The 25,954-nt window shown below is 47.3% G+C and carries 22 protein-coding genes; 18 read left to right on the top strand and 4 right to left on the bottom strand.

Annotated features, from left to right (window positions below; genetic code table 11):
* Window positions 1-34: 34 nt before the first annotated feature.
* Window positions 35-580, top strand: a complete 546-nt coding sequence (gene tadA / locus AOT11_RS03690; RefSeq protein WP_017420838.1) for a tRNA adenosine(34) deaminase TadA — start codon at window positions 35-37, stop codon at window positions 578-580.
* Between the two features lie 446 nt (window positions 581-1,026).
* On the opposite strand, the gene mltF is transcribed toward tadA, so the two are convergent.
* Window positions 1,027-2,616 carry a membrane-bound lytic murein transglycosylase MltF gene (gene mltF, locus AOT11_RS03680; RefSeq protein ID WP_026050422.1) on the bottom strand — a complete coding sequence of 530 codons (1,590 nt, stop codon included), beginning with the start codon at window positions 2,614-2,616 and terminating at the stop codon, window positions 1,027-1,029.
* A gap of 297 nt (window positions 2,617-2,913) precedes the next feature.
* Between mltF and purL the strand changes: the two genes are divergently transcribed.
* The gene (purL, locus tag AOT11_RS03675; protein ID WP_026050423.1) at window positions 2,914-6,807 is read left to right on the top strand and encodes a phosphoribosylformylglycinamidine synthase; all 3,894 of its coding nucleotides are present in this window, start codon (window positions 2,914-2,916) and stop codon (window positions 6,805-6,807) included.
* 159 nt (window positions 6,808-6,966) lie between these two features.
* The gene (locus AOT11_RS03670) at window positions 6,967-7,284 is read left to right on the top strand and encodes a DUF3622 domain-containing protein (RefSeq protein ID WP_017420841.1); all 318 of its coding nucleotides are present in this window, start codon (window positions 6,967-6,969) and stop codon (window positions 7,282-7,284) included.
* A gap of 77 nt (window positions 7,285-7,361) precedes the next feature.
* On the opposite strand, the gene AOT11_RS03665 is transcribed toward AOT11_RS03670, so the two are convergent.
* Together AOT11_RS03665 and AOT11_RS03660 are read right to left on the bottom strand one after the other, a co-directional pair.
* Window positions 7,362-7,826, bottom strand: coding sequence for a hypothetical protein (locus AOT11_RS03665; RefSeq protein WP_017420842.1), 465 nt, complete (start codon window positions 7,824-7,826; stop codon window positions 7,362-7,364).
* Window positions 7,827-7,955: 129 nt separating this feature from the next.
* Window positions 7,956-9,014: a succinylglutamate desuccinylase/aspartoacylase family protein gene (locus tag AOT11_RS03660; protein ID WP_011078437.1), complete on the bottom strand. Its 1,059-nt coding sequence runs from the start codon at window positions 9,012-9,014 to the stop codon at window positions 7,956-7,958.
* A 317-nt stretch (window positions 9,015-9,331) separates the two neighbouring features.
* On the opposite strand from AOT11_RS03660, the gene AOT11_RS03655 reads away from it, so the two are divergent.
* Complete coding sequence (locus tag AOT11_RS03655) at window positions 9,332-9,871, top strand: DUF3332 domain-containing protein (protein WP_017420843.1); 540 nt, start codon at window positions 9,332-9,334, stop codon at window positions 9,869-9,871.
* A 906-nt stretch (window positions 9,872-10,777) separates the two neighbouring features.
* Here the strand turns inward: AOT11_RS03655 and AOT11_RS03640 are convergent.
* A complete protein-coding gene (locus AOT11_RS03640) occupies window positions 10,778-12,250 on the bottom strand; it encodes an aminoacyl-histidine dipeptidase (protein ID WP_017420845.1) in 1,473 nt (490 codons plus the stop codon).
* 1,008 nt (window positions 12,251-13,258) lie between these two features.
* Between AOT11_RS03640 and AOT11_RS03635 the strand changes: the two genes are divergently transcribed.
* The 14 genes from AOT11_RS03635 to pgpA all read left to right on the top strand — a co-directional run bounded on the left by AOT11_RS03635 (window position 13,259) and on the right by pgpA (window position 25,904).
* Entirely contained in the window at window positions 13,259-14,548 is a 1,290-nt protein-coding gene (locus AOT11_RS03635) for an NCS2 family permease (protein WP_011078434.1), read from the top strand.
* Window positions 14,549-14,692: 144 nt separating this feature from the next.
* On the top strand, window positions 14,693-15,157 hold the full coding sequence (gpt, locus tag AOT11_RS03630) for a xanthine phosphoribosyltransferase (RefSeq protein WP_017420847.1): 465 nt from the start codon (window positions 14,693-14,695) through the stop codon (window positions 15,155-15,157).
* Between the two features lie 162 nt (window positions 15,158-15,319).
* Window positions 15,320-16,567, top strand: coding sequence for an esterase FrsA (gene frsA, locus AOT11_RS03625; protein WP_017420848.1), 1,248 nt, complete (start codon window positions 15,320-15,322; stop codon window positions 16,565-16,567).
* 105 nt (window positions 16,568-16,672) lie between these two features.
* The gene (gene crl / locus AOT11_RS03620) at window positions 16,673-17,062 is read left to right on the top strand and encodes a sigma factor-binding protein Crl (protein ID WP_011078431.1); all 390 of its coding nucleotides are present in this window, start codon (window positions 16,673-16,675) and stop codon (window positions 17,060-17,062) included.
* Between the two features lie 123 nt (window positions 17,063-17,185).
* A complete protein-coding gene (proB, locus tag AOT11_RS03615; protein WP_017420849.1) occupies window positions 17,186-18,325 on the top strand; it encodes a glutamate 5-kinase in 1,140 nt (379 codons plus the stop codon).
* Between the two features lie 12 nt (window positions 18,326-18,337).
* Entirely contained in the window at window positions 18,338-19,606 is a 1,269-nt protein-coding gene (locus tag AOT11_RS03610; RefSeq protein ID WP_080586437.1) for a glutamate-5-semialdehyde dehydrogenase, read from the top strand.
* 200 nt (window positions 19,607-19,806) lie between these two features.
* Complete coding sequence (nrdR, locus tag AOT11_RS03605) at window positions 19,807-20,256, top strand: transcriptional regulator NrdR (protein ID WP_011149678.1); 450 nt, start codon at window positions 19,807-19,809, stop codon at window positions 20,254-20,256.
* Window positions 20,257-20,275: 19 nt separating this feature from the next.
* The gene (ribD, locus tag AOT11_RS03600; RefSeq protein WP_017420851.1) at window positions 20,276-21,382 is read left to right on the top strand and encodes a bifunctional diaminohydroxyphosphoribosylaminopyrimidine deaminase/5-amino-6-(5-phosphoribosylamino)uracil reductase RibD; all 1,107 of its coding nucleotides are present in this window, start codon (window positions 20,276-20,278) and stop codon (window positions 21,380-21,382) included.
* A gap of 1 nt (window position 21,383) precedes the next feature.
* Window positions 21,384-22,040 (top strand): riboflavin synthase, encoded by a 657-nt coding sequence (locus tag AOT11_RS03595; RefSeq protein WP_017420852.1) that lies wholly within the window; start codon window positions 21,384-21,386, stop codon window positions 22,038-22,040.
* A gap of 97 nt (window positions 22,041-22,137) precedes the next feature.
* Window positions 22,138-23,247: a bifunctional 3,4-dihydroxy-2-butanone-4-phosphate synthase/GTP cyclohydrolase II gene (gene ribBA, locus AOT11_RS03590; RefSeq protein ID WP_026050425.1), complete on the top strand. Its 1,110-nt coding sequence runs from the start codon at window positions 22,138-22,140 to the stop codon at window positions 23,245-23,247.
* 175 nt (window positions 23,248-23,422) lie between these two features.
* Window positions 23,423-23,893, top strand: coding sequence for a 6,7-dimethyl-8-ribityllumazine synthase (gene ribH, locus AOT11_RS03585; protein WP_011078424.1), 471 nt, complete (start codon window positions 23,423-23,425; stop codon window positions 23,891-23,893).
* Entirely contained in the window at window positions 23,893-24,360 is a 468-nt protein-coding gene (gene nusB, locus AOT11_RS03580) for a transcription antitermination factor NusB (RefSeq protein ID WP_011078423.1), read from the top strand. The genes ribH and nusB overlap by 1 nt, the downstream gene beginning before the upstream one ends.
* 66 nt (window positions 24,361-24,426) lie before the next feature.
* On the top strand, window positions 24,427-25,395 hold the full coding sequence (gene thiL / locus AOT11_RS03575; protein WP_026050426.1) for a thiamine-phosphate kinase: 969 nt from the start codon (window positions 24,427-24,429) through the stop codon (window positions 25,393-25,395).
* A 5-nt stretch (window positions 25,396-25,400) separates the two neighbouring features.
* Window positions 25,401-25,904: a phosphatidylglycerophosphatase A gene (gene pgpA, locus AOT11_RS03570; RefSeq protein WP_017420855.1), complete on the top strand. Its 504-nt coding sequence runs from the start codon at window positions 25,401-25,403 to the stop codon at window positions 25,902-25,904.
* Window positions 25,905-25,954: the final 50 nt, after the last annotated feature.

Raw genomic sequence — 25,954 nt, 5'->3', positions numbered from 1 at the left:
GCTATAATCCACAACCCAGACGATAGAGGTAAACATGGCAGAGACACATCAACCTTTTTCACTTCAAGATGAAGTTTTTATGCGCAGAGCCATTGAGCTTGCCGCGATTGCCGAAAGTGAAGGGGAAGTGCCTGTTGGCGCGGTACTGGTCAAAGATGGCGAGGTGATTGCTGAAGGATGGAACCAATCGATAGGTCAACATGATGCGACGGCCCATGCAGAAATACAGACCTTACGTCAGGCTGGGCAGAGTATGGGTAACTATCGTCTGCTCGACACCACATTGTACGTCACCTTAGAGCCTTGCCCAATGTGTGCTGGCGCACTGCTGCATAGCCGTGTGAAACGCATTGTCTTTGGCGCTCCTGATTTAAAAGCGGGTGCGGCAGGGACGGTACTCGATCTATTTTCTAGTCAAGCGGCGTATCATTACGCAACCATCGAAAAAGGATTGTTAGAGTCGGAATGTCGTGAGCAGTTGCAGGCCTTTTTTAAGCGCCGTCGTAAAGAGATCAAGGCGTTGAAGAAGGAACAGCAGGCTCAAAGTGATCATGATGATGTGGACGTGGAAGAAAAGTAGAGGGCAGTAGCAAACATCTGCTTTTTATGGTGCAGATGTTTACTCATCCATTAAGCGTGGTTCACAAGGTGCACAAAAATGCGATTGCGAGCGCTAATTTTTCTTTTTGTATTCGCTAACTTACGTTTACGTCGGTTAGCCGCTACAGTTTTGTTCAGGCGTTTGGATTGGACGCGACGTCTTAACACAACGACCTCCTACTGACGATAAATAATCCCCTTAACGACGACGATAACGTCTCCGCATTCTTTAGAGCCTTGGCTTTAAGAGATGTTTTTGGGGTGGTTAAATATGAACTCTTTCAGTACAAGCTTGACGCTTGGAAAGTGACGCTAAGATTTAGATCGACCGAAGTGGTCTGCTTAGCTTAATTCAGAAGAGCGATTTTAGATAAAGTTGTCGATAAAAAGCAATCGACTTTTACAAAAATCGCTCCACTTCTGCTCTTAAGGTTGGACTTCTGTGGTGAGTGTCGCTTGGCTGACGGTGACATCTGGCGACAGAGCTTCGTTTTCTGCTGCGTCAATGTCGCTAGCCGCCACTAACTCACTATTTTCGAGTGGCGGGATCACTTGAATTTCACCCTCTTGGTCGCTCGCAATCAGAGAGTTTTGTCCCACATGACCAATGATGCTTTGGTAGTAGCGGCGGATATTCTCAACGTAATTTTTCGCCTCGTCTCCACGAGCATAACCGTAGCGAGTTTGGCTGAAATACTTCTTCTGTCTTAATAGCGGCAGTCTCTCTTTCACATCTCCCCAAGAATCTGGATTGCCACCTTGTCGTTTGGTTAAGCGGCGTGCATCCATCATATGACCAAAGCCAACGTTGTAGGATGCTAAAGCAAACCAGATTTTCTCATGTTGAGGGATCGACTCAGGTACACGAGCGACAATACGACGCAGATATTCAACGCCACCGCGGATAGACTGCTCTGGGTCTAAGCGGTTTTTTACGCCAACACTTTGCGCAGTCGGCAACGTCAGCATCATCATACCGCGCACACCGGTCGGCGATTTCGCGAGGGGATTCCAATGTGATTCTTGGTACGCCAGAGCGGCAATTAAGCGCCAGTCAAATTCTGCAGAATATTGCTCAAATAAAGGAGCCCATTTGGGTAATTTATTGTCCAACGCACGGATAAAGGCGCGCGTATCCACATAATCGAAGCTGCCAATGTGGCCAATGTATTTTTCTTCTAGGCGTGCAAGTTCGCCAGATTGACTAATGTTGCCGAAAAACTCAATCATCAGCGCATACAAAGATTCATCCGGTGAACGGCGAACAAACCAAGAAACAGGTTGGTCTTCGGTGACTTCAAATGCGGTGGCTAAATCGGGGTAGAGACGTTGAGCCAGTGATAATTCGATAGAATCGCTGATGGCAAATCTCAGCTCCCCAGTTGAGACGCGGCGAAGCAAATCGTAATTATCGGCATCAGAGACGGTGGTAAATTGCAGCTCTGGGTAATCGTTTTGTAGCGATTTCAACAACGTCACATTTTGTGATTGTTTCACCACTTGCAGAGTGTTGGCAGCCGCATTGTTACTGGTTTCGTCTTCATCTTCTGAGGTGGTTTTGGCGTTTTGGTATTCGACTAACTGTTTTAAGTTACGTGGGCGTAGGGCACCATTTTTGTACACCACGACTTGACTGACGTAATAATAACTTGGCCCAGGGCGAAATTGTTTAATCGCTCTTGGGGTCTGGTTGAGGCCGGTGGCGATCAGGTCGATGTCTCCGCGTTTGAGCATGGGGAACAACTCGGCTTGGCGAAAAGCCACTTTCACTTCAAGTTTGACGCCAAGTTCATCGGCAAACTGACGAGCGAGTTCGTAATCTAAACCGGTTTGTCCATCAGGACCGATGTAATAAGAGAGTTGATTATTGAGAGTACCGACACGGAGTACACCTCTCTGTTTGATCTGATCAAGTTCGCTAGTGGGCTTTGATTCAATCTGACACGCTGATAAAAACAGCGTTGTCGCGATAATAAACAGAAAGTTACGTAGTTGGTGAAGATTAAATATTGGCATCAAGTCTGCTCTCAAAAATCGATTCGTCTCTTTATATCAAAGCGGGCAAGGTAGGCAAAGAAAAAGCGATAGGCAAAATTGTACACCTTTTCTTAGTGACGACATTTTGGTTGTATTTCAAATTTGACAAAAAAAGTGACGCAAACGGTTGCTTTTGGTGTTACATCACAAAAACAATTGCTATATAATGCGCCCGCAACAGAGAGGTGCAATCGGCATAAGTTCGAAGTAAAACAGTATAACCCACTGAATTTATTCCAATATCACCTTAATCAATTGCATAAGAGACCTAAGCACATGAGAATTTTGCGTGGCTCCCCAGCTCTTTCTGAGTTTCGAGTTAATAAACTACTGGAACTTTGTCGTGAACAAGATCTGCCTGTAACGGGCATTTATGCCGAGTTCATGCACTTTGCGGATCTGACCTCTGAGTTAGACGCAGAAGCGCTAGAAAAGTTAGAGAAACTTCTTACTTACGGCCCAACTATCGAAGAGCACGAGCCTCAAGGTCTCTTATTGCTGGTCACTCCTCGTCCTGGCACCATCTCTCCTTGGTCATCAAAAGCGACAGACATTGCACAAAACTGTGGTCTTAACGCGGTGAAGCGTTTAGAGCGCGGCACGGCGTACTACGTTGAGTCGTCATCAGAGCTTTCTAGCGCACAAATCGACATCGTAAAAAGCATTATTCATGACCGCATGATGGAAGCGGTATTTGGTGATTTAGAAGCAGCAGCGGCATTGTTCAGCGTTGCACAGCCTGCACCAATGACTCAGGTGGATATCCTTTCTGGAGGTCGTCTCGCGCTTGAAGAAGCAAACGTTTCACTTGGCCTAGCGCTGGCAGAAGATGAAATTGATTACTTGGTGGAGAACTTTACTAAGCTTGGCCGTAATCCAAATGACATCGAACTTATGATGTTTGCTCAGGCTAACTCTGAGCATTGTCGTCACAAGATCTTTAACGCCGATTGGACGATCGATGGTGTGGAACAGCCAAAATCGCTGTTTAAGATGATCAAAAATACCTTTGAAACAACGCCAGATCACGTGCTGTCTGCTTACAAAGATAACGCAGCGGTAATGACGGGTTCAAAAGTCGGTCGTTTCTTCCCTGATCCAGAAACGCGTCAATACAACTACCATCACGAAGATGCGCACATCTTGATGAAGGTAGAGACGCACAACCACCCAACCGCAATCTCACCATGGCCAGGTGCTTCCACCGGTTCTGGTGGTGAAATTCGTGACGAAGGCGCAACCGGTATTGGCGGCAAGCCAAAAGCGGGTCTGGTTGGTTTTACCACCTCGAACTTACGTATTCCTGGCTTTGAACAGCCATGGGAAACCGATTTTGGTAAGCCGGGTCGTATCGTCAACGCCCTTGACATCATGCTAGAAGGCCCTCTTGGTGGCGCGGCATTCAACAACGAATTTGGTCGTCCAAACCTCCTTGGTTACTTCCGTACTTACGAAGAGAAAGTGACGTCACACGCAGGTGAAGAAGTGCGTGGCTACCACAAGCCAATCATGATTGCTGGTGGTATGGGTAACATTCGTGACGAGCACGTACAGAAGAAAGAGATCCCTGTCGGCGCAAGTTTGATTGTTCTTGGCGGCCCTGCGATGAACATTGGTCTGGGTGGTGGTGCTGCGTCGTCTATGGCGTCAGGTCAGTCGGCCGAAGATCTGGATTTTGCTTCGGTACAACGTGAAAACCCAGAGATGGAGCGTCGCTGTCAGGAAGTGATCGATCGCTGTTGGCAGCTTGGCGATAACAACCCAATCGCGTTTATTCACGACGTTGGCGCGGGTGGTATTTCAAACGCGTTACCAGAGTTGGTCAATGATGGTGAGCGTGGCGGTAAGTTCCAGCTGCGTGATGTACCAAACGATGAGCCGGGAATGAGCCCATTGGAAATCTGGTGTAACGAATCTCAAGAGCGTTATGTACTCGCGGTCGCACCAGAAAACATGGCGGCATTTGATGCAATCTGTAAACGTGAGCGTGCGCCATACGCTGTGGTCGGTGTGGCAACGGAAGAGCGTCACCTAACGCTGGAAGATGCGCACTTCGACAATACGCCGATTGATATGCCAATGGACATTCTGCTTGGCAAGCCACCAAAGATGCATCGTGAAGCAACCACACTCAAAGTAGACAGCCCAGCGATGACGCGTGATGGCATCGAACTTAACGAAGCGGTGGATCGCGTACTTCGTCTTCCAACTGTGGCTGAAAAAACCTTCTTGATCACCATTGGTGACCGTACCGTCACAGGCCTAGTGGCACGTGACCAAATGGTCGGTCCGTGGCAGGTGCCAGTCGCAAACTGTGCGGTCACAGCAGCCAGTTACGATACGTACCACGGTGAAGCCATGTCTATGGGTGAACGTACACCTGTTGCGCTGCTTGACTTTGGCGCGTCAGCACGTCTAGCCGTTGGTGAGTCTCTCACTAACATCGCAGCGACTGACATCGGCGATATCAAGCGCATTAAGCTGTCAGCAAACTGGATGTCACCTGCCGGCCACCCAGGTGAAGACGCGGGTCTTTACGAAGCGGTGAAAGCAGTGGGTGAAGAACTGTGCCCTGCATTGGGTCTTACTATCCCTGTTGGTAAAGACTCAATGTCAATGAAGACCAAGTGGAATGAGAACGGTGAAGAGAAAGAAGTGACTTCTCCACTGTCTCTTATCATCACCGCGTTTGCTCGTGTTGAAGATGTACGTAAAACCATTACTCCTCAGTTGCGTACCGACAAAGGCGAGACCTCACTGGTTCTTGTTGACCTTGGCAACGGTAAGAACCGCTTAGGTGCTACGGCGCTGGCTCAGGTTTACAAGCAATTGGGTGACAAACCGGCTGACGTCGACAACGCGGAACAATTGAAAGGCTTCTTCGATGCGATGCAAGCTCTGGTTCGCCAAGACAAATTGCTTGCGTACCACGATAAAGGTGATGGCGGCCTATTGGTGACACTTGCAGAGATGGCCTTTGCTGGTCACTGTGGTGTCAACGCGAATATCGCTGCGTTGGGTGACGATGTTCTGGCGGCGCTATTTAACGAAGAGCTCGGTGCAGTTGTTCAAGTTAAGAACGATGAATTGGATTCTGTGCTGTCGATGTTGGCAGCCAATGGTCTAGAAGCGTGTTCACACGTGATTGGTGCGGTTGACGCTTCAGACAACTTTGTGATTCGCTCTGGTGATGCTGTGGTACTGGAACGTTCACGCACTGATTTGCGTGTTACCTGGGCGGAAACTACGCATAAGATGCAGGCACTGCGTGACAACCCTGCGTGTGCAGACCAAGAGTTTGCCGCGAAGAAAGACAACTCAGATCCAGGTCTGAATGTGTCGCTCAGCTATGATGTTAACGAAGATGTCGCAGCTCCGTATATCGCGAAAGGTGCGAAACCGAAGATGGCGATCCTGCGTGAGCAGGGGGTTAACTCTCATGTTGAAATGGCCGCTGCCTTTGATCGCGCAGGCTTTGAAGCCACCGACATTCACATGAGTGACATTCTAACGGGTCAAGCGGTGCTGGATGAGTACCATGGTCTAGTGGCTTGCGGCGGTTTCTCGTACGGTGACGTATTAGGTGCGGGTGAAGGTTGGGCGAAATCTGTGCTCTTTAATACGCAAGCACGTGAGCAGTTCCAAGCCTTCTTTAATCGTGAAAACACCTTCTCACTGGGGGTATGTAACGGCTGTCAGATGCTTTCAAACTTGAAAGAATTGATCCCAGGTGCCGACTTGTGGCCACGTTTCGTTCGCAACGAATCAGAGCGTTTTGAAGCACGCTTTAGCCTAGTCGAAGTACAGAAATCAGATTCTGTCTTCTTTGATGGCATGGCTGGCTCTCGTATGCCTATCGCTGTTTCGCACGGCGAAGGTCGCGTGGAAGTACGCGATGCTCAACATCTCGCTGCGATTGAAGCATCGGGCACCGTTGCGGTCCGCTTTGTTGATAACCTAGGTAATCCAACACAGCAATACCCGAACAACCCTAACGGTTCACCAAATGCGATTACCGGTTTGACGACAAAAGATGGTCGCGTAACCATCATGATGCCGCACCCAGAGCGTGTATTCCGCACCGTAGCGAACTCATGGGCACCAGAAGGTTGGGGTGAAAATGGCGCGTGGATGCGTATGTTCCAAAACGCACGCAAAAATCTGGGCTAATCCGATTGAAATAATGTGATGCTGAATAAACCGCTAGAGCGCTTCTCTGGCGGTTTTTTTATCAGTGAGCCAATAGCCAATCGCAAATAATTGTGGTCTAATACGCCGCTTGCCAAGGGATGGCTTGAATCCCTTTACAATCCCTTAGGAACATCTGACATGTCTAAAAACCAAAAATTTGCCATCCGCGTGACTGAGAAACGTGAAGGTTGGGCGGCTGAGATTACTCGTCAAGTAACCTCTCGTAAAACTGTTGTTTCAAAGCGTCAAATGGGTTTTGACTCTGAAGCGGCTGCTCAAGCGTGGGCAGAAGCTGAACTCGCTGGTTTTGTTAAGAACCAAGCCGAGCGCAACGAGCGTAAATCGCAGCAACGTAAAGAGCGTGATGCTGAAGCGCTAAGCGCAAAACTTCGTAAAGCAGAACAGCGCCGTGCTCGTGATGCTCAAGCGGAAGATGAAGTGGACGAAGACGAGTAATTCACGACTCAATGCCATTTAGAAAAGCCCCGATGCTCACACATCGGGGCTTTTTGCATTTATGCGTTTACCTAGGGTTAGTTGAAGCAATCTGAGGAGAGTGAAACATGAAAATCACCCTCAGCAGGGGCGGCAAACTGCTTACTACTAGGGTTTAATCCCGGCGTATTGCTGTTGACTTGATTGCGGTAATATTCTTGTTCACTTTTGCGTTTTGGTAAGTCGAAGTGTTGCAAACCATCAGAAAGATCTTTGGCTTCGCCATAGTCGAAATGGGGCTCTTGACCTGATTGAGAGACCAGCATGTCACAGTTGATGCGATTCGCACCACGATCTAAGGTCCATTCGATTTTTTCCTTCCCTGCGTCCAGATCAAGCGATGTGGATAGGTTTTCCGTTTGTGTCATTCTGTCCTGACTCGGATCCTGATTGGCTTCAAAATGCTGTTGCAGGTAGTGGGCGAGATCTGGCGTTTGGGTATGTTGTGCCATGCTTGGCAGTGACAACAAGGCGGCAAAGGAAAGAATGAAACGAAACATCATAGTGACTCGACGGCTATATCAATAATCCAGTGATGGTAAATATCAATAAAACGCCGTTCAATTTATTTCGTGTAATGATATGTATGGCTCACGGTGATCGCGTGAGCCAACGTATTGTAGCGAAAGAGGTTAAAGGGGGATTTGCCCTGTGGTGATCAAGTCAATATCACTTTCAACGAGCTCTTCAATATAGCTTTCCACCACTTGCTCGACGACTTCGTCATCTTGACGGAAATACGCCACATTAAAAATAGCATCGCCTTCATTAACCAAAGGCAGTGTTTGTTGGCCAATAACAATGCCACCTTTAGGGGCTTTCAACTCCACTTCGTCATGGCCCAGCGGTGAACTGATATAGGCTAAGGTTTCCCCTTTTTCAACTTTGGCGCCTAAGTTGACCACGGTACGCAAAATGCCGTTTCCTGATGCTCGCACCCAACTGGTTGATTTAGCAATGACAGGTTGAGGCAATTTTTTTCGACTGGCTCGGAGCATGCCAATGGCTTGCATCACGCGTTTAACACCGAGCACCCCGGCACTAATGGAGAGAGGATCAAATCTGAGCGCTTCGCCAGCTTCATAGGTTAGTACGGGAATATCGCACTTTTCAGCTTCAGAGCGAATGGAACCATCTCTAAGAGCGGAATCGATGATAACCGGTGCGCCGAAGGCTTTGGCTATTCTCAACGTTTCTGGATTACTCAAATTGGCACGGATTTGAGGCAAATTGGTTCGATGGATGGCTCCGGTGTGAAGATCAAGAATATAGTCGGCTCTTAGGGCCACATTACTAAAGAAGGTATGTGCCATGCGTGAAGCCAGTGCACCTTTTTCACTACCGGGAAAACAGCGGTTGAGATCGCGTCTGTCCGGCAGGTAGCGGGATTTATGAATAAAGCCAAACACATTCACGATTGGAACGGCAATAACGGTGCCTTTGATTTGGTTGGGATCGAGGCTGTTAATCAGTTGCCTGACAATCTCAACGCCATTGAGTTCATCACCATGTATTGCAGCATTGATCATCAGTACAGGGCCAGCATTGCGTCCATTGATGATTTCAATCGGGATCGAAAGAGGAGAGTGGGTGTAAAGCTGCGCCGCATCGAGCTCTATCTCTAACCGTTGTGCGGGGGGGATTTTGTGTCCTAAGATCTCGAACACTTTGTTTTTCTTGATACGAACCATACTACTTCCTGTATTTGCTGTTCCACTGACTCTAACAACGCAGCTAAGGTGAAACCATTCGACCTTATTAAGATTACGATAAAAATCGCTAATCGTTCACTGACTTTTCTCTGATTTTTGTCGATAGGTTGTTAATTTTGGTTGGTTGAAATTTAATCGCTCAATGTGTCTTGTTTTACTATATAACCTTGTTATGTAAGGAGTCTTGATTTTGAGATCGCGTTGGCAACACAGAATTTTCCTACTTTGAGGATGGTTTTTATCTGCGCTAATATGCGCCCCCAATTCCTGTTCTCCAAATTACATTCGAGGTAAATATGAAAAAGACGATCACTAAAGTCGTGGCATTATCTGTAGCAGCAATGGCATTGTCTGGCTGTGTAGGCAGCAACGCAGTAACGGGTTACGTTATGGGCTTCAACTTAAAAGCTGTAGACAACCGTTACGCTCGTGGTGGTCTAAACATGTTGTTGGCGCCAGTATACGGTGTGGCGATTGCAGCAGACTACATTGTATTTAACTCACTGGAATTCTGGACGGGCAAAAACCCGCTAAACGGCAAGCCACACATCTTTGACACTAAGATGGACACTTACATTGATGTAAACCACCAACTAGACAAGTCACTAACAACTGCACCGATTGCGCCGTTAACGAACAACCGTATCATTGAGCAAGGTATGATGCAGCAGATCGACGAAAATACCGTTCAAATGGATATCACCTACAACAATGGTGAAAAAGCGACATTAACGGGTGTACGTGAAGGTGATTTCGTGACGTACTACATTGATGGTGAAGTGGTTGCACAAACGTCAATGGATGAGCTAGCGACTTACGCACAAAATCGTGCTTAATGGATAGCGAACGATACAGAAAGGGCGCGAGTTTCGCGCCCTTTGTTGTTTGCCCAGCAAAGCTGGCAAACCCGTCCACTTGAAAGAAAATGGAGTCACCCTGACTAAGGGGAAGACAATCCGAATGGCAAGGGCGTCACTGGCTAACGGTGGGGTTTGAAGGAAGCCATAGGAAGTTAGATGTACACAACTAACCGTAACCTGTTTCGGCGGTATTGGTGGGTAAGCGTCCAACATAGCGCAAAGCCCGATACTTAGTCAGACCAATACTGTGATTGAGGGTGGGATATCTAACAGGGAGTCAGTGCAATAACTGGGGAAGCCTGACACCACATCCGGTCAAACGCCGGAGGCGTCCATCAAGAGGTGACTCAAGATGTACGTTGGTGCGAGGTGGCAGATGAACCCGTAGTAGTGATTAAGGCTAGGCCGATGAAAGCCAGTAATGGTGTGGAGGACAAAACCAAGCCGACCTTTGCCAATATGTGTAAAGGAGCGAGCCATCGCCAAAAGCATGGAAAGCTGCGAAGGGGGGAAGCATACTTTAAGACTTTGATGAGTAGTTAGAATTTATCATTGATACACAAGCCGTCTGATCAACGGGACAAGTCGAATTGGTGCACTAGGAATAGTGAATTCTGGTGAGACAGGTCGTATAAGGGAAGTAATTGCAACTAAGTTTGGTAGATTGCCGTTGAGCTAGAACGCCAAATCCTGCAATGAAAGTTACCAACAGTGATGAAAACAAACTGTCCCCACAAAGCGGACAACATTAGATTCTCAGATTAATGTTGTGCCACCAATCATGGTGATATGGAGTATGCATGAGCCGTATACGAGGCCCGTACGTACGGTTCTGTGAGAGGGATGAGGCGGTAACGCCTCACCCTACTCAATTTTCTCGTGTTATGCCTTTTCAGGAATCGCTTCCAGTAACGCCACCATTTGATCCCAGTAAAGTTGTACTGTGTCAATCTTCACTTTCTCATCTGGAGAGTGCGGGAACTTAATCGTTGGGCCAAATGACACCATGTCCATGTCAGGGTATGGTTTCTTGAATAGGCCGCATTCTAGACCCGCGTGAATGACCATGATGTTCGGTTTGTGACCGTAAATGCCTTCGTACATATCACGGAAGATCGCCATGATTTCAGAATCAGCATCCGGTTTCCAACCAGGGTAAGCGCCAGAGAACACAATGTGTGCGCCAGCCAGTTCAGCGACTGATGTCAGCATGCTTTCCACTTGGCTGCGACCTGAGTCGATCAGTGATCGGATCAAGCACAATACGGTGATTTTGTTCTCTTCAGTGGTGATAACACCCACGTTAAGCGACGTTTCAACCACACCTTCAATCTCATCGCTCATGCGAATGACACCGTTTGGACAAGCATTTAACGCAGCGACAAAGCGTTGTTGATCAGCATTGGTCAATACACCCACTTCCACATCGACCGCTTGGTTAAACGTGACAATGTTGGTTTCCACTTTACCGAGTTCGGCTTTTAGAAGTTCAGTGTAATAGTCAAACAGTTGAGCAAGCTTATCTTGGTTTTCTGCAGGCAGCGCCACTTTGACGAAGGCTTCACGAGGAATCGCATTACGCAGGCTACCACCGCGGAATTCCACCAAGCGCAGATCCAATTCTTGTGCGTGGCCGGCAAGGAAACGTGCCATCAGTTTGTTTGCATTACCACGGCCAGTGTGGATGTCACAGCCTGAGTGACCGCCTTTTAAGCCTTTTAACGTTAACTGACGAGTAATAAAGCCTGCAGGAACCGCTTCGCGTTGAATATCAAACGTCATCGCGCCGTCGATACCGCCTGCGCAACCCATGTAGACTTCACCCTCTTGCTCTGAATCGGTATTGAGAAGAATGTCGCCTTCTAGCCAGCCAGCGTCCAAACCGAAAGCGCCCGTCATGCCTGCTTCTTCATCAATGGTTAGCAGAACTTCAATTGGACCATGCTTGATCTCTGTTGAGGCCAACACCGCAAGGCAGGAAGCCATGCCAATTCCATTATCCGCTCCGAGCGTCGTACCTTCTGCGGTTACCCACTCACCGTCAATGTATGGACGAATAGGGTCAGTGGTGAAGTCGTGTTGAGTGTCTTCGTTTTTTTGAGGCACCATGTCGATGTGCGCTTGAAGAACAACACCCTTTTTGTTTTCCATGCCAGGTGTCGCAGGCTTTTTAATAAACACATTGCCGGTTGGATCGCGACGAACGTCTAGACCTTGCTCTGCCGCCCAGTTGACGATGTATTGAGCAAGTGCTTCTTCATGCTTTGATGGGTGTGGGATAGAACAAATCTTATCAAAAAACTGCCAAAGTGGAGCAGGTGATAAGGTACTGATTTCAGAATGGAACTCAGACACAGATGACTCCTTTTTCTAGGTTTGCCGGATGATGGCACTGCTGTTAGCCCAGTAGATTAGATGGTTGTGGGTTCAGCAGATTATAAGTTGTGAGCAAGGATATCACTTGCAAGCAGAGCCGAGTAGTGTCAGTCACTGGCTGTTTACAAGTGCACTGTCACAGAATGTGAACATCGCTGTCAGCGCTTACTCAATTGGTTGGTTATGTTCTGTAACTTAACCTATTTTGAGTTTGATAATTCTGTAATTTAATTACCAAATTTGCTTGATGTAGATCATTAAATGAAATTTATGTGATTTTAATCACTAAAAGTATTGTAATAAAATTTCTTGGTGGTATATTTGTAACCAACTTCTGAAGCGAAGAAAAAATGCTCAAAGGATGAGTCCGTTTATCGCCTCCAAGGAACCGAGAAATCAAACATGTTTAATTGATTTAATAAGGTGATAGTTATGAAAGGTTTAGCATCTGCAATGTTTTGGACAAACAACTCTGTTTACACCCGCAACTTTGCATACCCAACAAGCTTTGGTTACAAGTAACGTACGCTAACCAAGTGCATGTGACCCCCGAACGATTTGTTCACCCCTAAATTGGAATTTTCTTTCAGTAATCGAACTGACATGATTCTACCGCCACTCAAATTGAGTGGCGTTTTTTTGTTTTCTCAATATTAGTGATACGAGAACAGACCTCACTTCCGAAACCAATCGAATCCGCCGCATTTCTTGCATGTAAACTTTGCAATTTTTCCTCGTTATTCCATGTAAGTTTACGACATTGTCGATTTATTCTTCAGTTTATCTTCTAAAGTCCCTGTTTTTTCTGGTTGTTTCTTAAAGGAAAAATAATAGCGGCTAATTTTTCTTGCTGAAATGGTTTCATAATCCAGCGAGAAATCTTTATTAGAGTGAAAAATCTATCTGGAATTTGTTATTTGATAACTTTATAATCTGCAGCCAATCGATTACGCAACCGTTTACTTTTTACCTTTACAGGATTCGATCATGCTCGAAAGGCTATTTAAACTCAGCGAACATGGCACAAATGTGCGCACTGAGATCATTGCAGGTATTACTACCTTCTTGACGATGGCTTACATCATTTTTGTTAACCCAGCGATTTTAGCTGATGCGGGAATGGACCGTGGTGCCGTTTTTGTTGCTACCTGTCTTGCCGCAGCAATTGGCTGCTTCATCATGGGCCTACTTGCCAACTACCCAATCGCACAGGCGCCAGGCATGGGCTTAAATGCCTTCTTTACCTACGCGGTTGTTCTTGGAATGGGGTATACCTGGCAAGTCGCATTGGCGGCCGTATTTGTTTCGGGTGTGCTTTTTATCCTGTTGAGCATCTTCAAAATTCGTGAGTGGATCATCAACTCGATTCCGCTCTCTTTGAGAACGGGGATCTCAGCGGGTATCGGCTTGTTCCTTGCGTTCATTGCACTGAAAAATGCAGGCATTGTTGTTGATAATCCTGCGACGTTTGTTTCTCTTGGCGATATCACTTCTCTCGCACCAGCTCTGGCGGCTTTTGGTTTCTTTTTGACTATTGCACTTGTTCACCGTGGTGTGAAAGGGGCAGTAATGATTGCGATCTTGGCAGTGACGGCACTTGGTTTGGTGTTTGGTGATGTCCAATGGGCGGGTGTAATGTCAACCCCACCAAGTATTGCGCCTACGTTCATGCAACTGGACTTCTCTGCTGTTTTTGAAGTTGGCATGATTTCAGTGGTGTTTGCTTTCTTGTTCGTTGACTTGTTCGACACGGCGGGCACGCTCGTGGGTGTTGCAACCAAAGCGAACCTGATTGAGAAAGATGGCAAACTGCCACGTTTGAATAAAGCACTGCTGGCTGACTCAACAGCGACTTCTGTAGGTGCGCTACTCGGTACGTCAAACACAACGTCTTACATCGAAAGTGTCTCTGGTGTGGCGGCTGGTGGCCGTACAGGTTTAACTGCGGTTGTCGTGGGTGTGCTATTCCTATTGGCACTGTTCTTTTCGCCACTGGCTGGCATGATTCCTGCATACGCGACGGCAGGTGCTTTGTTTTACGTGGCAATTTTGATGCTTTCAGGTCTTGTGAGTATTGATTGGCGCGACTTAACCGAGGCGGCTCCTGTTGTTGTGACATGCTTACTGATGCCACTGACATTCTCGATTGCAGAAGGGATTTCTTTAGGTTTCATCGCGTATGCTGCCATCAAATTATTCAGCGGAAAAGGGCGTGATGTTTCACTCAGTGTCTGGATTATGTCGGCTATTTTTATCATCAAGTATCTGGTGGCTTAAATAGCTTTTAGAGTTGCGTTCCGGTAGAATAATCGTTTGCGCAGCTCGATACCCAAACTTTCTGTTACGTTTCGGGCTCTCATCTTTATGAGAGCCTGTTGTCTGTTTGGGACAATAGATTTTTCAAATAATTAGGTTATTACAATGAGCAACAAATTCGTTATTACCTGGGATGCCATGCAAACTTACTGCCGTCAACTTGCTGAAAAACAGATGCCAGCAGACCAGTGGAAAGGCATTTGGGCAGTGAGCCGTGGTGGCTTGGTTCCTGGAGCTATTCTGGCTCGTGAGCTAGGTATTCGCTATGTCGACACCATCTGTATTTCCAGCTATGACCACGATCATCAACGTGATATGACTGTATTGAAAGCACCGGAAGGTGACGGCGAAGGCTACCTAATCGTTGAAGATCTAGTCGATAGTGGTGACACCGCGCGTAAACTGCGTGAAATGTACCCTAAAGCGAAACTGATTGCGGTTTGTGCAAAACCTTCTGGTAAAGAGTTGTTGGATGATTATGTCGTCGACATCGCTCAAGAGACTTGGATTGAACAGCCATGGGATATGGCATTGGCTTACGCTGAACCAGTAAACCGAAAGCAGAAGTAAATCCTGATTTTGTTGAGAGAATGACCCTTTTACGGGTCATTTTTTTTTATACTGTTATACTGATTTGGCTTTTAGGCGCACACACTCTTGAATGGAAAGAGTATTAAGCCACTGAGCCGTATTTGTTTTTTAGTCTTTTGGAATGTCACTCTGAGCCCGAATATGTCAGAAGAAGTCAGCAAAAACCTGTCAGAAACGCTATTTGTCAAACATAAGCAAGCCAAAGAAACCTCGGCATTGACTCAATACATGCCGACTAGCCAATCCTTACTTGATGAAATTAAAGAGAAGAATGGTTTTTCTTGGTATCGCAACCTTCGCCGCTTGCAATGGGTGTGGCAAGGTGTCGATCCTATTGAGCAAGAGCAAGTGTTGGCTCGTATTGCCTCTTCCAAACATTCACGCACTGATGAGCAATGGCTCGATACGGTGATGGGATATCACAGTGGCAACTGGGCTTATGAATGGACGAGGCTCGGTATGGAGCATCAAAAGCGCGCCAGTGAGATGACGAATGAAGCGGCATCGGAAGCGCTCTTCTCCGCATCCTTGTGCTACAGCATCGCAGGTTACCCGCACCTCAAGAGTGATAACTTGGCCATTCAAGCACAAGTTTTGGCCAACAGCGCTTACCTTGAAGCCGCGAAAAAAAGCAAATACATCATCAAGCAGCTCGAGATCCCATTTGAGAAAGGGAAGATCACCGCGCACTTGCATCTGACCAATACGGACAAACCACATCCTGTGGTTATTGTGAGTGCGGGGTTAGACAGTCTGCAAACAGACATGTGGCGTCTATTTCGAGATCATCTTGCCAAGCACGATATTGCCATGTTGACAGTAGACATGCCATCGGTGGGGTACAGTTCAAAATACGCGTTAACGGAGGATTACAGTCGCCTTCACCAAGCTGTGTTGAACGAGCTTTTCTCTATTCCTTATGTCGATCATCATCGAGTGGGTTTGATTGGCTTTCGTTTTGGCGGTAACGCCATGGTGAGGCTCTCGTTCCTTGAGCAAGAAAAGATCAAAGCTTGCGTTATCTTGGGTGCGCCTATTCATGATATTTTTGCTTCCCCACAGAAATTGCAGCAAATGCCGAAGATGTACCTCGATGTTTTAGCCTCGCGTTTAGGTAAAAGTGTGGTGGATATTTACAGCTTATCGGGGCAAATGGCCGCGTGGTCACTGAAAGTACAAGGCTTTTTGAGCAGTCGTAAAACCAAGGTGCCTATCTTGGCGATGAGCTTAGAAGGGGATCCTGTCTCGCCATATTCGGATAATCAGATGGTTGCGTTTTTTAGCACTTATGGCAAAGCGAAGAAAATCAGTTCCAAAACAATTACACAAGGATATGAGCAATCCCTCGATTTAGCGATAAAGTGGCTGGAAGATGAACTCTTAAGGTGACAAATCTCCTAATTTAGTCAAGAGTGATGTATGAGACTTAAAATTTAAGCTCATGATAAATAAAAATTATTGTCATTCTTAACATTGAAGAAAATGGAGATTCACATGTCAGAAGTGACGAACAACCCTACCCACAATCGTTTGTTGGCAAAATTGCGAGCGATGGGGCCTTACTTGAGAGACCCTCAATCTAAGGAAGGGCTTTACTACTTTGATTGCTTGTCTGTTTGTATTGATGATCGAAAATCACCAGAGTTGCGCGAGTTTTGGGGCTGGTGGATGGAGCTGGAGGCGACTGAGGGAGGCTTTACAGCAAACTATCATATTGGAAAATATGATGTTGAAGGGAACTGGCTCGATTTGGCTATTCCTAAAAATGCACTTGAAGAAGTGAATAAAACCCAGAACTGTTTTCATCTCAAATTAGTCAAAACCTTGGAAGAAAATTTTCAGCTAAGCGTGGCATATCACGAGCAGTCAGTGGAATTTGTCTGATTTCATCCTCTTGGAACTACCTAAATCAAAAAGGTGCGATTTTCGCACCTTTTCTGCTTGTGAATTCTTCATTTGATTGTTAAAACATCTTCTCTATTTTTGTGTTTCATTTCAGAAGACATCATGACAACGAATCAACAAAGCGTCGCTGCTTCTCAACCAAAAACTATCGTTGTGAAGCTTGGAACCAGTGTGTTAACCGGTGGTACATTAGCGTTAGATCGCGCTCATATGGTTGAGCTTGCGCGCCAATGTGCAGAGTTAAAAAAACAAGGCCACTCTGTGGTGGTCGTCTCGTCAGGCGCGATTGCCGCTGGACGTGAGCACTTAGGTTACCCCGCGCTGCCCAATGCGATGGCGAGCAAACAGTTGCTTGCTGCGGTTGGGCAAAGTCAGTTGATTCAAACTTGGGAATCGTTATTTGCACTTTATGGCATAAAAATTGGCCAAATGTTGCTAACACGAGCGGATCTCGAAGATCGCGAACGTTTTCTCAATGCTCGAGATACGATTAACGCGTTAGTGGATAACGGTATTATTCCTGTCGTTAACGAAAATGACGCTGTCGCCACGAGCGAAATCAAAGTGGGCGACAACGACAACCTCTCTGCCTTAGTGGGCATTTTATGTGGTGCTGATAAACTGCTATTGCTGACAGACCAAAAAGGCTTGTATACCGCCGATCCGCGTAAAGATCCCAATGCTGAGCTGATCAAAGAAGTTAAAGTCATTGACGACACCTTACGTAAAATTGCGGGTGGTAGTGGTACAACACTAGGCACTGGTGGGATGGCAACAAAGCTCCAAGCAGCGGACATTGCGCGTCGTGCTGGCATTGAAGTCATCATTGCGGCAGGCCGTGGTCAAAATGTCATTTTTGATGCGTTGAGCCCAGTACCTCAAGGAACCCGTTTCTTGCCTTGTGAAGAGGCGTTGGAAAACCGCAAGCGTTGGATCCTCGCTGGCCCTGCAGCCTCTGGTGATATTGTGATTGACCAAGGTGCGGTGAAAGCCGTGGTCGAAAAAGGCAGCAGTTTGTTGGCGAAAGGGGTGACCAAGGTACTTGGCGAGTTTTCTCGTGGCGAAGTGGTTCGTGTAACGGATGCACAGGGCCATTTGGTTGCGCGAGGTATTGCGAGTTATTCCAACCAAGATATGGCGAAAATTGCCGGTAAGCACAGCAAAGACATTATTTCGATTCTGGGCTATGACTATGGTTCAGAAGTGATTCACCGTGACGACATGGTTGTCATCCAAGAATAGTCGCTCACCAGAATCAAAGAGGACAACAAAGTGGATTTAATCACATTAGGCAAAGCGGCAAAAGACGCTGCTTTTCAGCTCGCCACCGCTTCTACGGCGCAAAAGAACAAAGCATTGGCCATCATTGCAGATGAACTTGAAGCGAATGCAGCGGATATTTTGGCGGCAAACAGCAAAGATATCGAACTCGGTCGACAAGCGGGTTTGAGCGAAGCGATGCTGGATCGTTTACTTTTGAATGAATCTCGCTTGAATGGCATCGCCAACGATGTACGTAACGTGATCAGCCTAACGGATCCGGTCGGTCGCGAAATCGACAGTAAAGTGTTGGAAAATGGCATGCAGTTGTCACGCCGTCGTGTGCCGCTTGGCGTGGTTGGTGTGATTTACGAAGCGCGCCCAAATGTCACTATCGACATCGCGGCATTGTGCCTAAAAACCGGCAACGCGAGCATCCTACGTGGCGGTAAAGAGACCTTCTTCTCCAACATGGAGTTGGTGAAGGTGATTCAATCGGCGTTAGCGAAAGCTGGCCTGCCAGCGGCGTCGGTGCAATACATAGAAAAACCAGATCGCGAGTTGGTCACTCAATTGCTGAAACTGGACGATTACGTTGACATGATCATCCCTCGTGGTGGCGCGGGGCTGCACAAAATGTGTAAAGAAAACAGCACCATCCCTGTGATCATTGGTGGCTTCGGTATCAGCCATATTTTCGTTGATGAAACGGCCGATCTCGCGAAAAGCGTGGATGTGGTGGAGAATGCAAAAGCTCAGCGTCCTTCCGCTTGTAATGCGCTGGATACCTTACTTGTCCATGAGCGTATTGCAGAGCAGTTTCTTCCGATGCTGGTTTCAAAACTAAATGGCAAAGTGACTTTTGTTGTTGAACCAAAAGCCAAAGCGTACATGACTAAAGCTGCACAGATGCGTGATGCGAGTGACGGTGATTTTGATACCGAATGGTTGAGTTACACGCTGGGGGTCAAAGTGGTTGCGGATGTGCAAGAAGCGATCGAACACATGCGTGAACATAACGCGAGTCACTCTGACGCTATCATGACTAATCATCTGCAAAACGCAGAGCTGTTCATCAACTCTGCGGGCTCTGCGGCGGTGTATGTCAACGCATCGACACGCTTTACCGATGGCGCACAATTTGGTTTGGGCGCCGAAGTGGCAGTGTCTACTCAGAAATTGCACGCACGTGGTCCAATGGGATTGGAAGAGTTAACCAGTTACAAATGGGTTGGCAAGGCGAATTACCTTTCACGCGCGTAAGTGTAATCGAGTTTGAGTTAACATATCCGGTCTAAACCGTTTTGAAAAAGGGGCATCACGCCCCTTTTTGTTTTATTCGGCCTAGCAATTCCGCTAAACTAGCCGCAAGTTCTGCACCTGCTTTGCTACCGTGAATCGCTGTATTAGCACGGATATTCGCAATCGCGTGCAGATGGATCTATGCATCATTGGGAGGTGATATGCATTGTCCTTTCTGTTCAGAAAATGACACCAAAGTAATTGATTCACGTTTGGTGGCCGATGGTCATCAAGTCCGTCGCCGTCGTCAGTGCCTCGCGTGTAACGAGCGTTTTACCACGTTTGAAACCGCGGAGCTGTTAATGCCAAAGGTGATCAAATCCAATGGCAACCGTGAGCCGTTCAATGAAGACAAGATGGTTGGTGGTATTCAGCGTGCTTTAGAGAAGCGCCCTGTCAGTGCCGATGCGATTGAACTGGCGATCAGCATGATCAAATCCAAATTACGTGCCACTGGCGAGCGTGAAGTACCGAGCAAAATGATCGGTAACTTGGTGATGGAACAGCTCAAACATTTAGACAAAGTGGCCTATATTCGCTTTGCTTCCGTATACCGTAGTTTTGAAGATATTCGTGAATTTGGTGAAGAAATCGCCAGATTGGAAGATTAACGCAAGGTAACGGTTCACCATGTCGGAATTTACTGCAATCGATAGACAAATGATGCTGCGCGCCATTGCTTTGGCGAAACGCGGCCTCTATACCACCGCACCTAATCCTAATGTTGGCTGTGTATTACTGCGCGACGGCGAAATTGTCGGAGAAGGTTTTCACTTTCGTGCTGGCGAGCCTCATGCGGAAGTGCACGCAATGCGTATGGCTGGCGACAAAGCCAAAGGGGCGACCGCTTACGTCACATTAGAGCCTTGCTCACACTATGGTCGAACGCCCCCATGTGCCGAAGGTTTAATCAACGCTGGGGTAAGCCGAGTGGTGTGTGCCATGGAAGACCCAAACCCCCAAGTCGCGGGGAGAGGTTTTGCCATGTTGCGAGAGGCTGGGATCGAGGTATCGGTAGGCCTACTTCAAGCAGAAGCAGAAGCACTGAATCCTGCTTTTATTAAGCGAATGAAAACGGGCATGCCGTTTGTTCAACTCAAAATGGCCGCGTCCCTCGACGGTCAAACAGCGTTGGCCAATGGCAACAGTCAGTGGATCACCTCACCACAAGCTCGCCGAGATGTGCAACGTTTTCGGGCTCAGTCTGGGGCGATTTTGTCCACCAGTAAAACGGTGATTGCTGACAATGCGTCTCTCAATGTTCGCTGGTCAGAGTTACCTTCGTCTGTGCAACACGCTTTGCCGCAAGAACAGCTGCGCCAGCCAACTCGAGTTGTGTTGGACAGACAAGCCGAGCTTTCGCCGGAGCTAAAACTTTACCAAACCGCGGGTGAGCGACTCATTGTTGGCCCCAAAGGCGATCTCCCTGCACCTTTGGATGAGCAAGGGCAGATCGATTTGCCGCAACTGTTCGCGCAACTGAGTCAAATGCAGTTCATTAACCATCTTTGGGTTGAAGCGGGAGCAACGTTGGCGGCGAAGCTGATAAAACACCAGTTGGTGGATGAGCTGATTGTTTACCTAGCCCCCAAACTGATGGGCAGCGATGGACGTGGGTTGATTGGTGCGCTGGGTTTGCAAGCCATGTCGCAAGTGATCGATTTAGACATTAAAGATGTGCGAATGGTTGGGCCGGATATCCGCATCATTGCGCACATCAAAGCAAAAGAAAGTTGATATGTTCACAGGAATTATCGAAGCAGTTGGAACCTTGGCTGCGATTACCCCAAGAGGGGAAGACATTACCGTAACGGTTAACACAGGCAAGCTAGATATGTCGGACGTTAAGTTGGGCGACAGTATTGCCACGAATGGTGTTTGCCTAACGGTGATTGATTTTTCAGACCGTCATTACAGTGCTGATCTCTCGTTAGAGTCTTTAAAGAAAACGGGCTTTGCCAATTATCAAGTTGGTGACAAGGTGAACCTCGAGAAAGCGATGCTGCCAACCACCCGTTTTGGTGGTCATATTGTTTCTGGCCATGTGGATGGCGTTGGTGAAATTGTTGAGCGTAATCAGGTTGGCCGTGCGATCGAGTTTTGGGTTGTGATGCCTGAGAGCTTGAGCAAGTACGTGGCGGAAAAAGGCTCAATCACTGTTGATGGGATCAGTTTGACCGTGAATGACCTACGCAAGAACGCGTTTAAACTCACCATCGTCCCTCATACGGGTGACGAAACCACGATTAATGATTTCCAAGTGGGTCGCAAAGTCAACTTAGAAGTGGACGTTCTTGCTCGCTACATGGAACGTTTGTTACTCGGTCAACAAGCTCAATCCAATAATGAATCCCGCATCACCATGGAATTCTTGCAACAGAATGGTTTTGCTTAGTTCACAGAATGTTAGCCCACAGGTTGACACTCGGTAACGATGAATCAGACTAGTGTCTATCAGCGTTTTAGCGCTTAAATTGACAGGAAATATCGCTATGCCAATCAGTACACCCCAAGAGATCATTGAAGACATTCGTTTAGGCAAAATGGTCATCTTAATGGACGATGAAGACCGTGAAAACGAAGGTGATTTGATTATGGCGGCGGAGCACATTACGCCAGAAGCCATCAATTTTATGGCCAAATATGGTCGCGGTTTGATCTGTTTGACTATGACCAAAGAGCGTTGTCAGCGCCTTGGATTGCCGCCAATGGTGCAAGATAACAACGCGCAATACACGACCAACTTCACTGTTTCCATCGAAGCGGCGGAAGGCGTGACAACAGGTATTTCAGCGGCGGATCGTGCTCGCACCGTTCAAGCGGCAGTAGCAAAAGAAGCTAAAGCGGCAGACTTGGTGCAACCGGGGCACATTTTCCCATTGGCTGCGCAAGATGGTGGCGTTTTGACTCGCGCGGGTCATACCGAGGCAGGCTGCGACCTTGCTCGTTTAGCGGGTTTCGAACCAGCCTCTGTTATCGTTGAAATCCTTAATGACGATGGCACCATGGCGCGCCGCCCTGATTTGGAAGTGTTTGCTGAGCAGCATGGTCTTAAACTCGGCACCATTGCCGATTTGATTGAGTATCGAAACAATACCGAAACCACGATTGAACGCGTTGCAGAGTGCAAGCTACCCACTGAGTTTGGTGAGTTTGATCTGATAACGTACCGCGACACCATTGATAATCAAATCCACTTTGCTTTGCGTAAAGGCACTGTGGGTGATCAAACGCCACTGGTTCGTGTTCACTTGCAAGACACCTTTACCGATTTACTGCGCAGCGATCGTAACGCTGAGCGCAGTTGGACGCTTGATAAAGCGATGAAGCGTATTGGCCAAGAAGGGGGCGTTCTGGTGATTCTGGGTAATGAAGAGTCACCTGACCTGCTGATTCACCGTGTCAAAATGTTTGAAGCACAAGACAAAGAAGAGGCACCTAAATTGGCCAAGAAGCAGGGCACTTCACGTCGTGTTGGTGTCGGCTCGCAAATCCTTGCAGATTTAGGTGTGCACGATATGCGTTTACTTTCTTCCAGCAACAAGAAATACCATGCCCTTGGTGGTTTTGGTCTGAACGTTGTTGAGTATGTGTGTGAATAACACCACTTCTAATAAACGCAGCGAAAATAACGCTGCGTTTATTTTTCTCCCCTAATTCGACTCATCTCTTCGCTGTAAGGCAGTATTTCGTGGCGAAATACCATTAGATATTGCTCACAAAATTGTGCTAGAATCCGGCGATTCTCACTTGATGAACATAGTTAAAGGAAGGCTTATGAAAGTGATCGAGGGTGGCTTCCCTGCGCCAAACGCAAAAATTGCTATCGTTATTTCTCGTTTCAACAGTTTTATTAACGAAAGTCTATTGTCTGGTGCCATCGACACTTTGAAGCGTCACGGTCAAGTCAGTGAAGACAACATCACCGTTGTACGTTGTCCTGGTGCTGTTGAACTACCTCTAGTGGCTCAGCGCGTAGCAAAAACAGGTAAGTTCGACGCGATTGTATCTCTTGGCTCAGTGATCCGTGGTGGTACACCACACTTCGACTATGTTTGTAGTGAAATGAATAAAGGTCTAGCACAAGTGTCTCTTGAATTTAGTATTCCAGTGGCATTTGGCGTATTGACCGTTGATACTATCGATCAAGCTATTGAACGCGCAGGAACCAAGGCTGGTAACAAAGGTGCAGAAGCTGCACTGAGCGCACTTGAGATGATAAACGTTCTTTCTGAAATTGATTCCTAATGGGGGCCAGTGTGAAACCAGCCGCACGTCGTAACGCACGTCAATTCGCTTTACAAGCAATCTATTCATGGCAAATTACTAAAGAAAATGTTGCCACTATCGAAGCTCAGTTTTTGGCTGGCGAAAAGTATGATGAAGAAGAGCATCGTGCTGCTGAGCCTGCACTTGCAGCTCCGGAGACTGACGTAGCATACTTCCGCGACTTGTTGACCGGTGTTGTTCTAAGCCACACCGAACTGGATAGTAAGATTCGCCCTTACGTTTCTCGTCCAATGCAAGATTTGGATATGATGGAACTGGCGTTGTTACGTTTGGCGATGTACGAAATGACTCGCCGTGAAGACGTACCTTACAAAGTTGTGATTAACGAAGCGATTGAACTGGCTAAAGTTTTTGCCGCTGAAGACAGTCACAAGTTTGTCAACGGTGTGCTAGATAAAGCCGCACCGCACGTACGCAAAAAATAAGCGTCACTGAATAACGAAAAGGTCAGCACAATGCTGGCCTTTTTTATAACAAAGGAAAGGATTTTGATGTCAGGCGAGTTTAATCTGATTGAAAAATACTTCGTTGGCCGTCAGGCTCAACGTAAAGATGTACACCTTGCTGCTGGAGACGACTGCGCTCTGGTTAAAGCTCCCGCCAATGTGCAAATTGCCATTAGCACCGATACCCTAGTATGTGGCACTCATTTCTTAGCCGATGCCGATCCTGCGTGGGTGGCGCATAAGGCGTTAGCGTCAAACATCAGCGATTTGGCTGCCATGGGCGCAACCCCTGCGTGGGTCTCATTTGCTCTGACTATGCCGCAAGCTGACGAAGCTTGGTTAGCTCCCTTTTGTGATGGTTTTTTTAAGCTGGCAGATTACTTTGGCATTCAGCTCATTGGTGGCGACACAACGAAAGGCCCACTGAGTTTGACCATGACAGTGCAAGGGTTTGTCCCTGAAGGGAAAGCGATCACGCGCAGTGGCGCCAAGCCGGGCGACTATGTGTTTGTCACGGGGACGCTAGGCGATGCAAAGGCGGGATTGGATGTGATTCTCGATAGCAACTTGCGTACACGCCCAGCCGCACAAGCGCTAGAAAAAGCGCACTATATGAGTATGCCGCGCATTTTAGCTGGGCAAGCGTTGGTCGGATTAGCTTCGGCGGCGATTGATATCTCCGATGGCTTAATTGCGGATTTAGGGCACATCTTAAACCGTTCTCAGGTTGGTGTTAGCCTCGATGTCTCTAAGCTGCCGATTTCCTCTGAACTGCTTTCTTTTTTGACCGAGCGCGAAACAGCACTTCAATATGCGCTGACCAGCGGTGAAGAATACGAGCTTTGTTTTACCGTGCCCGAAGAGGCAAGAGGCACAATCGAAAGCGCCTTGGCGCACGTAGGTTGTAAAGTAACGTGTATTGGGCAAATTCGTCCATATGGCTTTTTTGAACTCCATGATGACGGTACAAAATTAAATTGGGATTTGAGTGGCTTTGACCACTTTAAGGCGTAATCACCATGAACAATCCACTTGATAAAATTTCTTTAAATAATCCTTGGCATTTATTGGCAACGGGGTTTGGCAGCGGCTTATCGCCGATTATCCCTGGCACTATGGGAACATTGGCGTCCATTCCTCTGTTTCTGGTTTTCGCTCCATTGCCTCTTCCTGTCTATTTGGTGATTGTTGTCGCGGCCTGTCTAGTCGGTATTAAAATTTGCCAAGTGACATCAGACGACATGGGCGTGCACGATCATGGCTCGATTGTCTGGGATGAGTTTGCTGGATTTTGGATCACCATGACCATCATGCCTGCGCTGCAAATTCCCATTTCTGAGCTGAAATGGATAGGTGCAGGGTTCGTGTTGTTCCGCTTCTTTGATATGGTCAAACCTTGGCCGATTGGCTGGTTGGATAAGCGTGTGCATGGTGGGGTAGGCATTATGCTGGATGACATTGTCGCAGGGGTGATGTCCGCGCTATCGCTTTATGCCGTCGGTTATTTTTCAGGTTGGCTATAAGCCGGATAAGGCATAAAAAGGGATTGGCTTTGCCAATCCCTTTTTTGTGT

The organism is Vibrio vulnificus NBRC 15645 = ATCC 27562, from assembly GCF_002224265.1.
GTDB classification, from domain to species: domain Bacteria; phylum Pseudomonadota; class Gammaproteobacteria; order Enterobacterales; family Vibrionaceae; genus Vibrio; species Vibrio vulnificus.
This window is presented reverse-complemented; position numbering and strand designations above follow the sequence as displayed.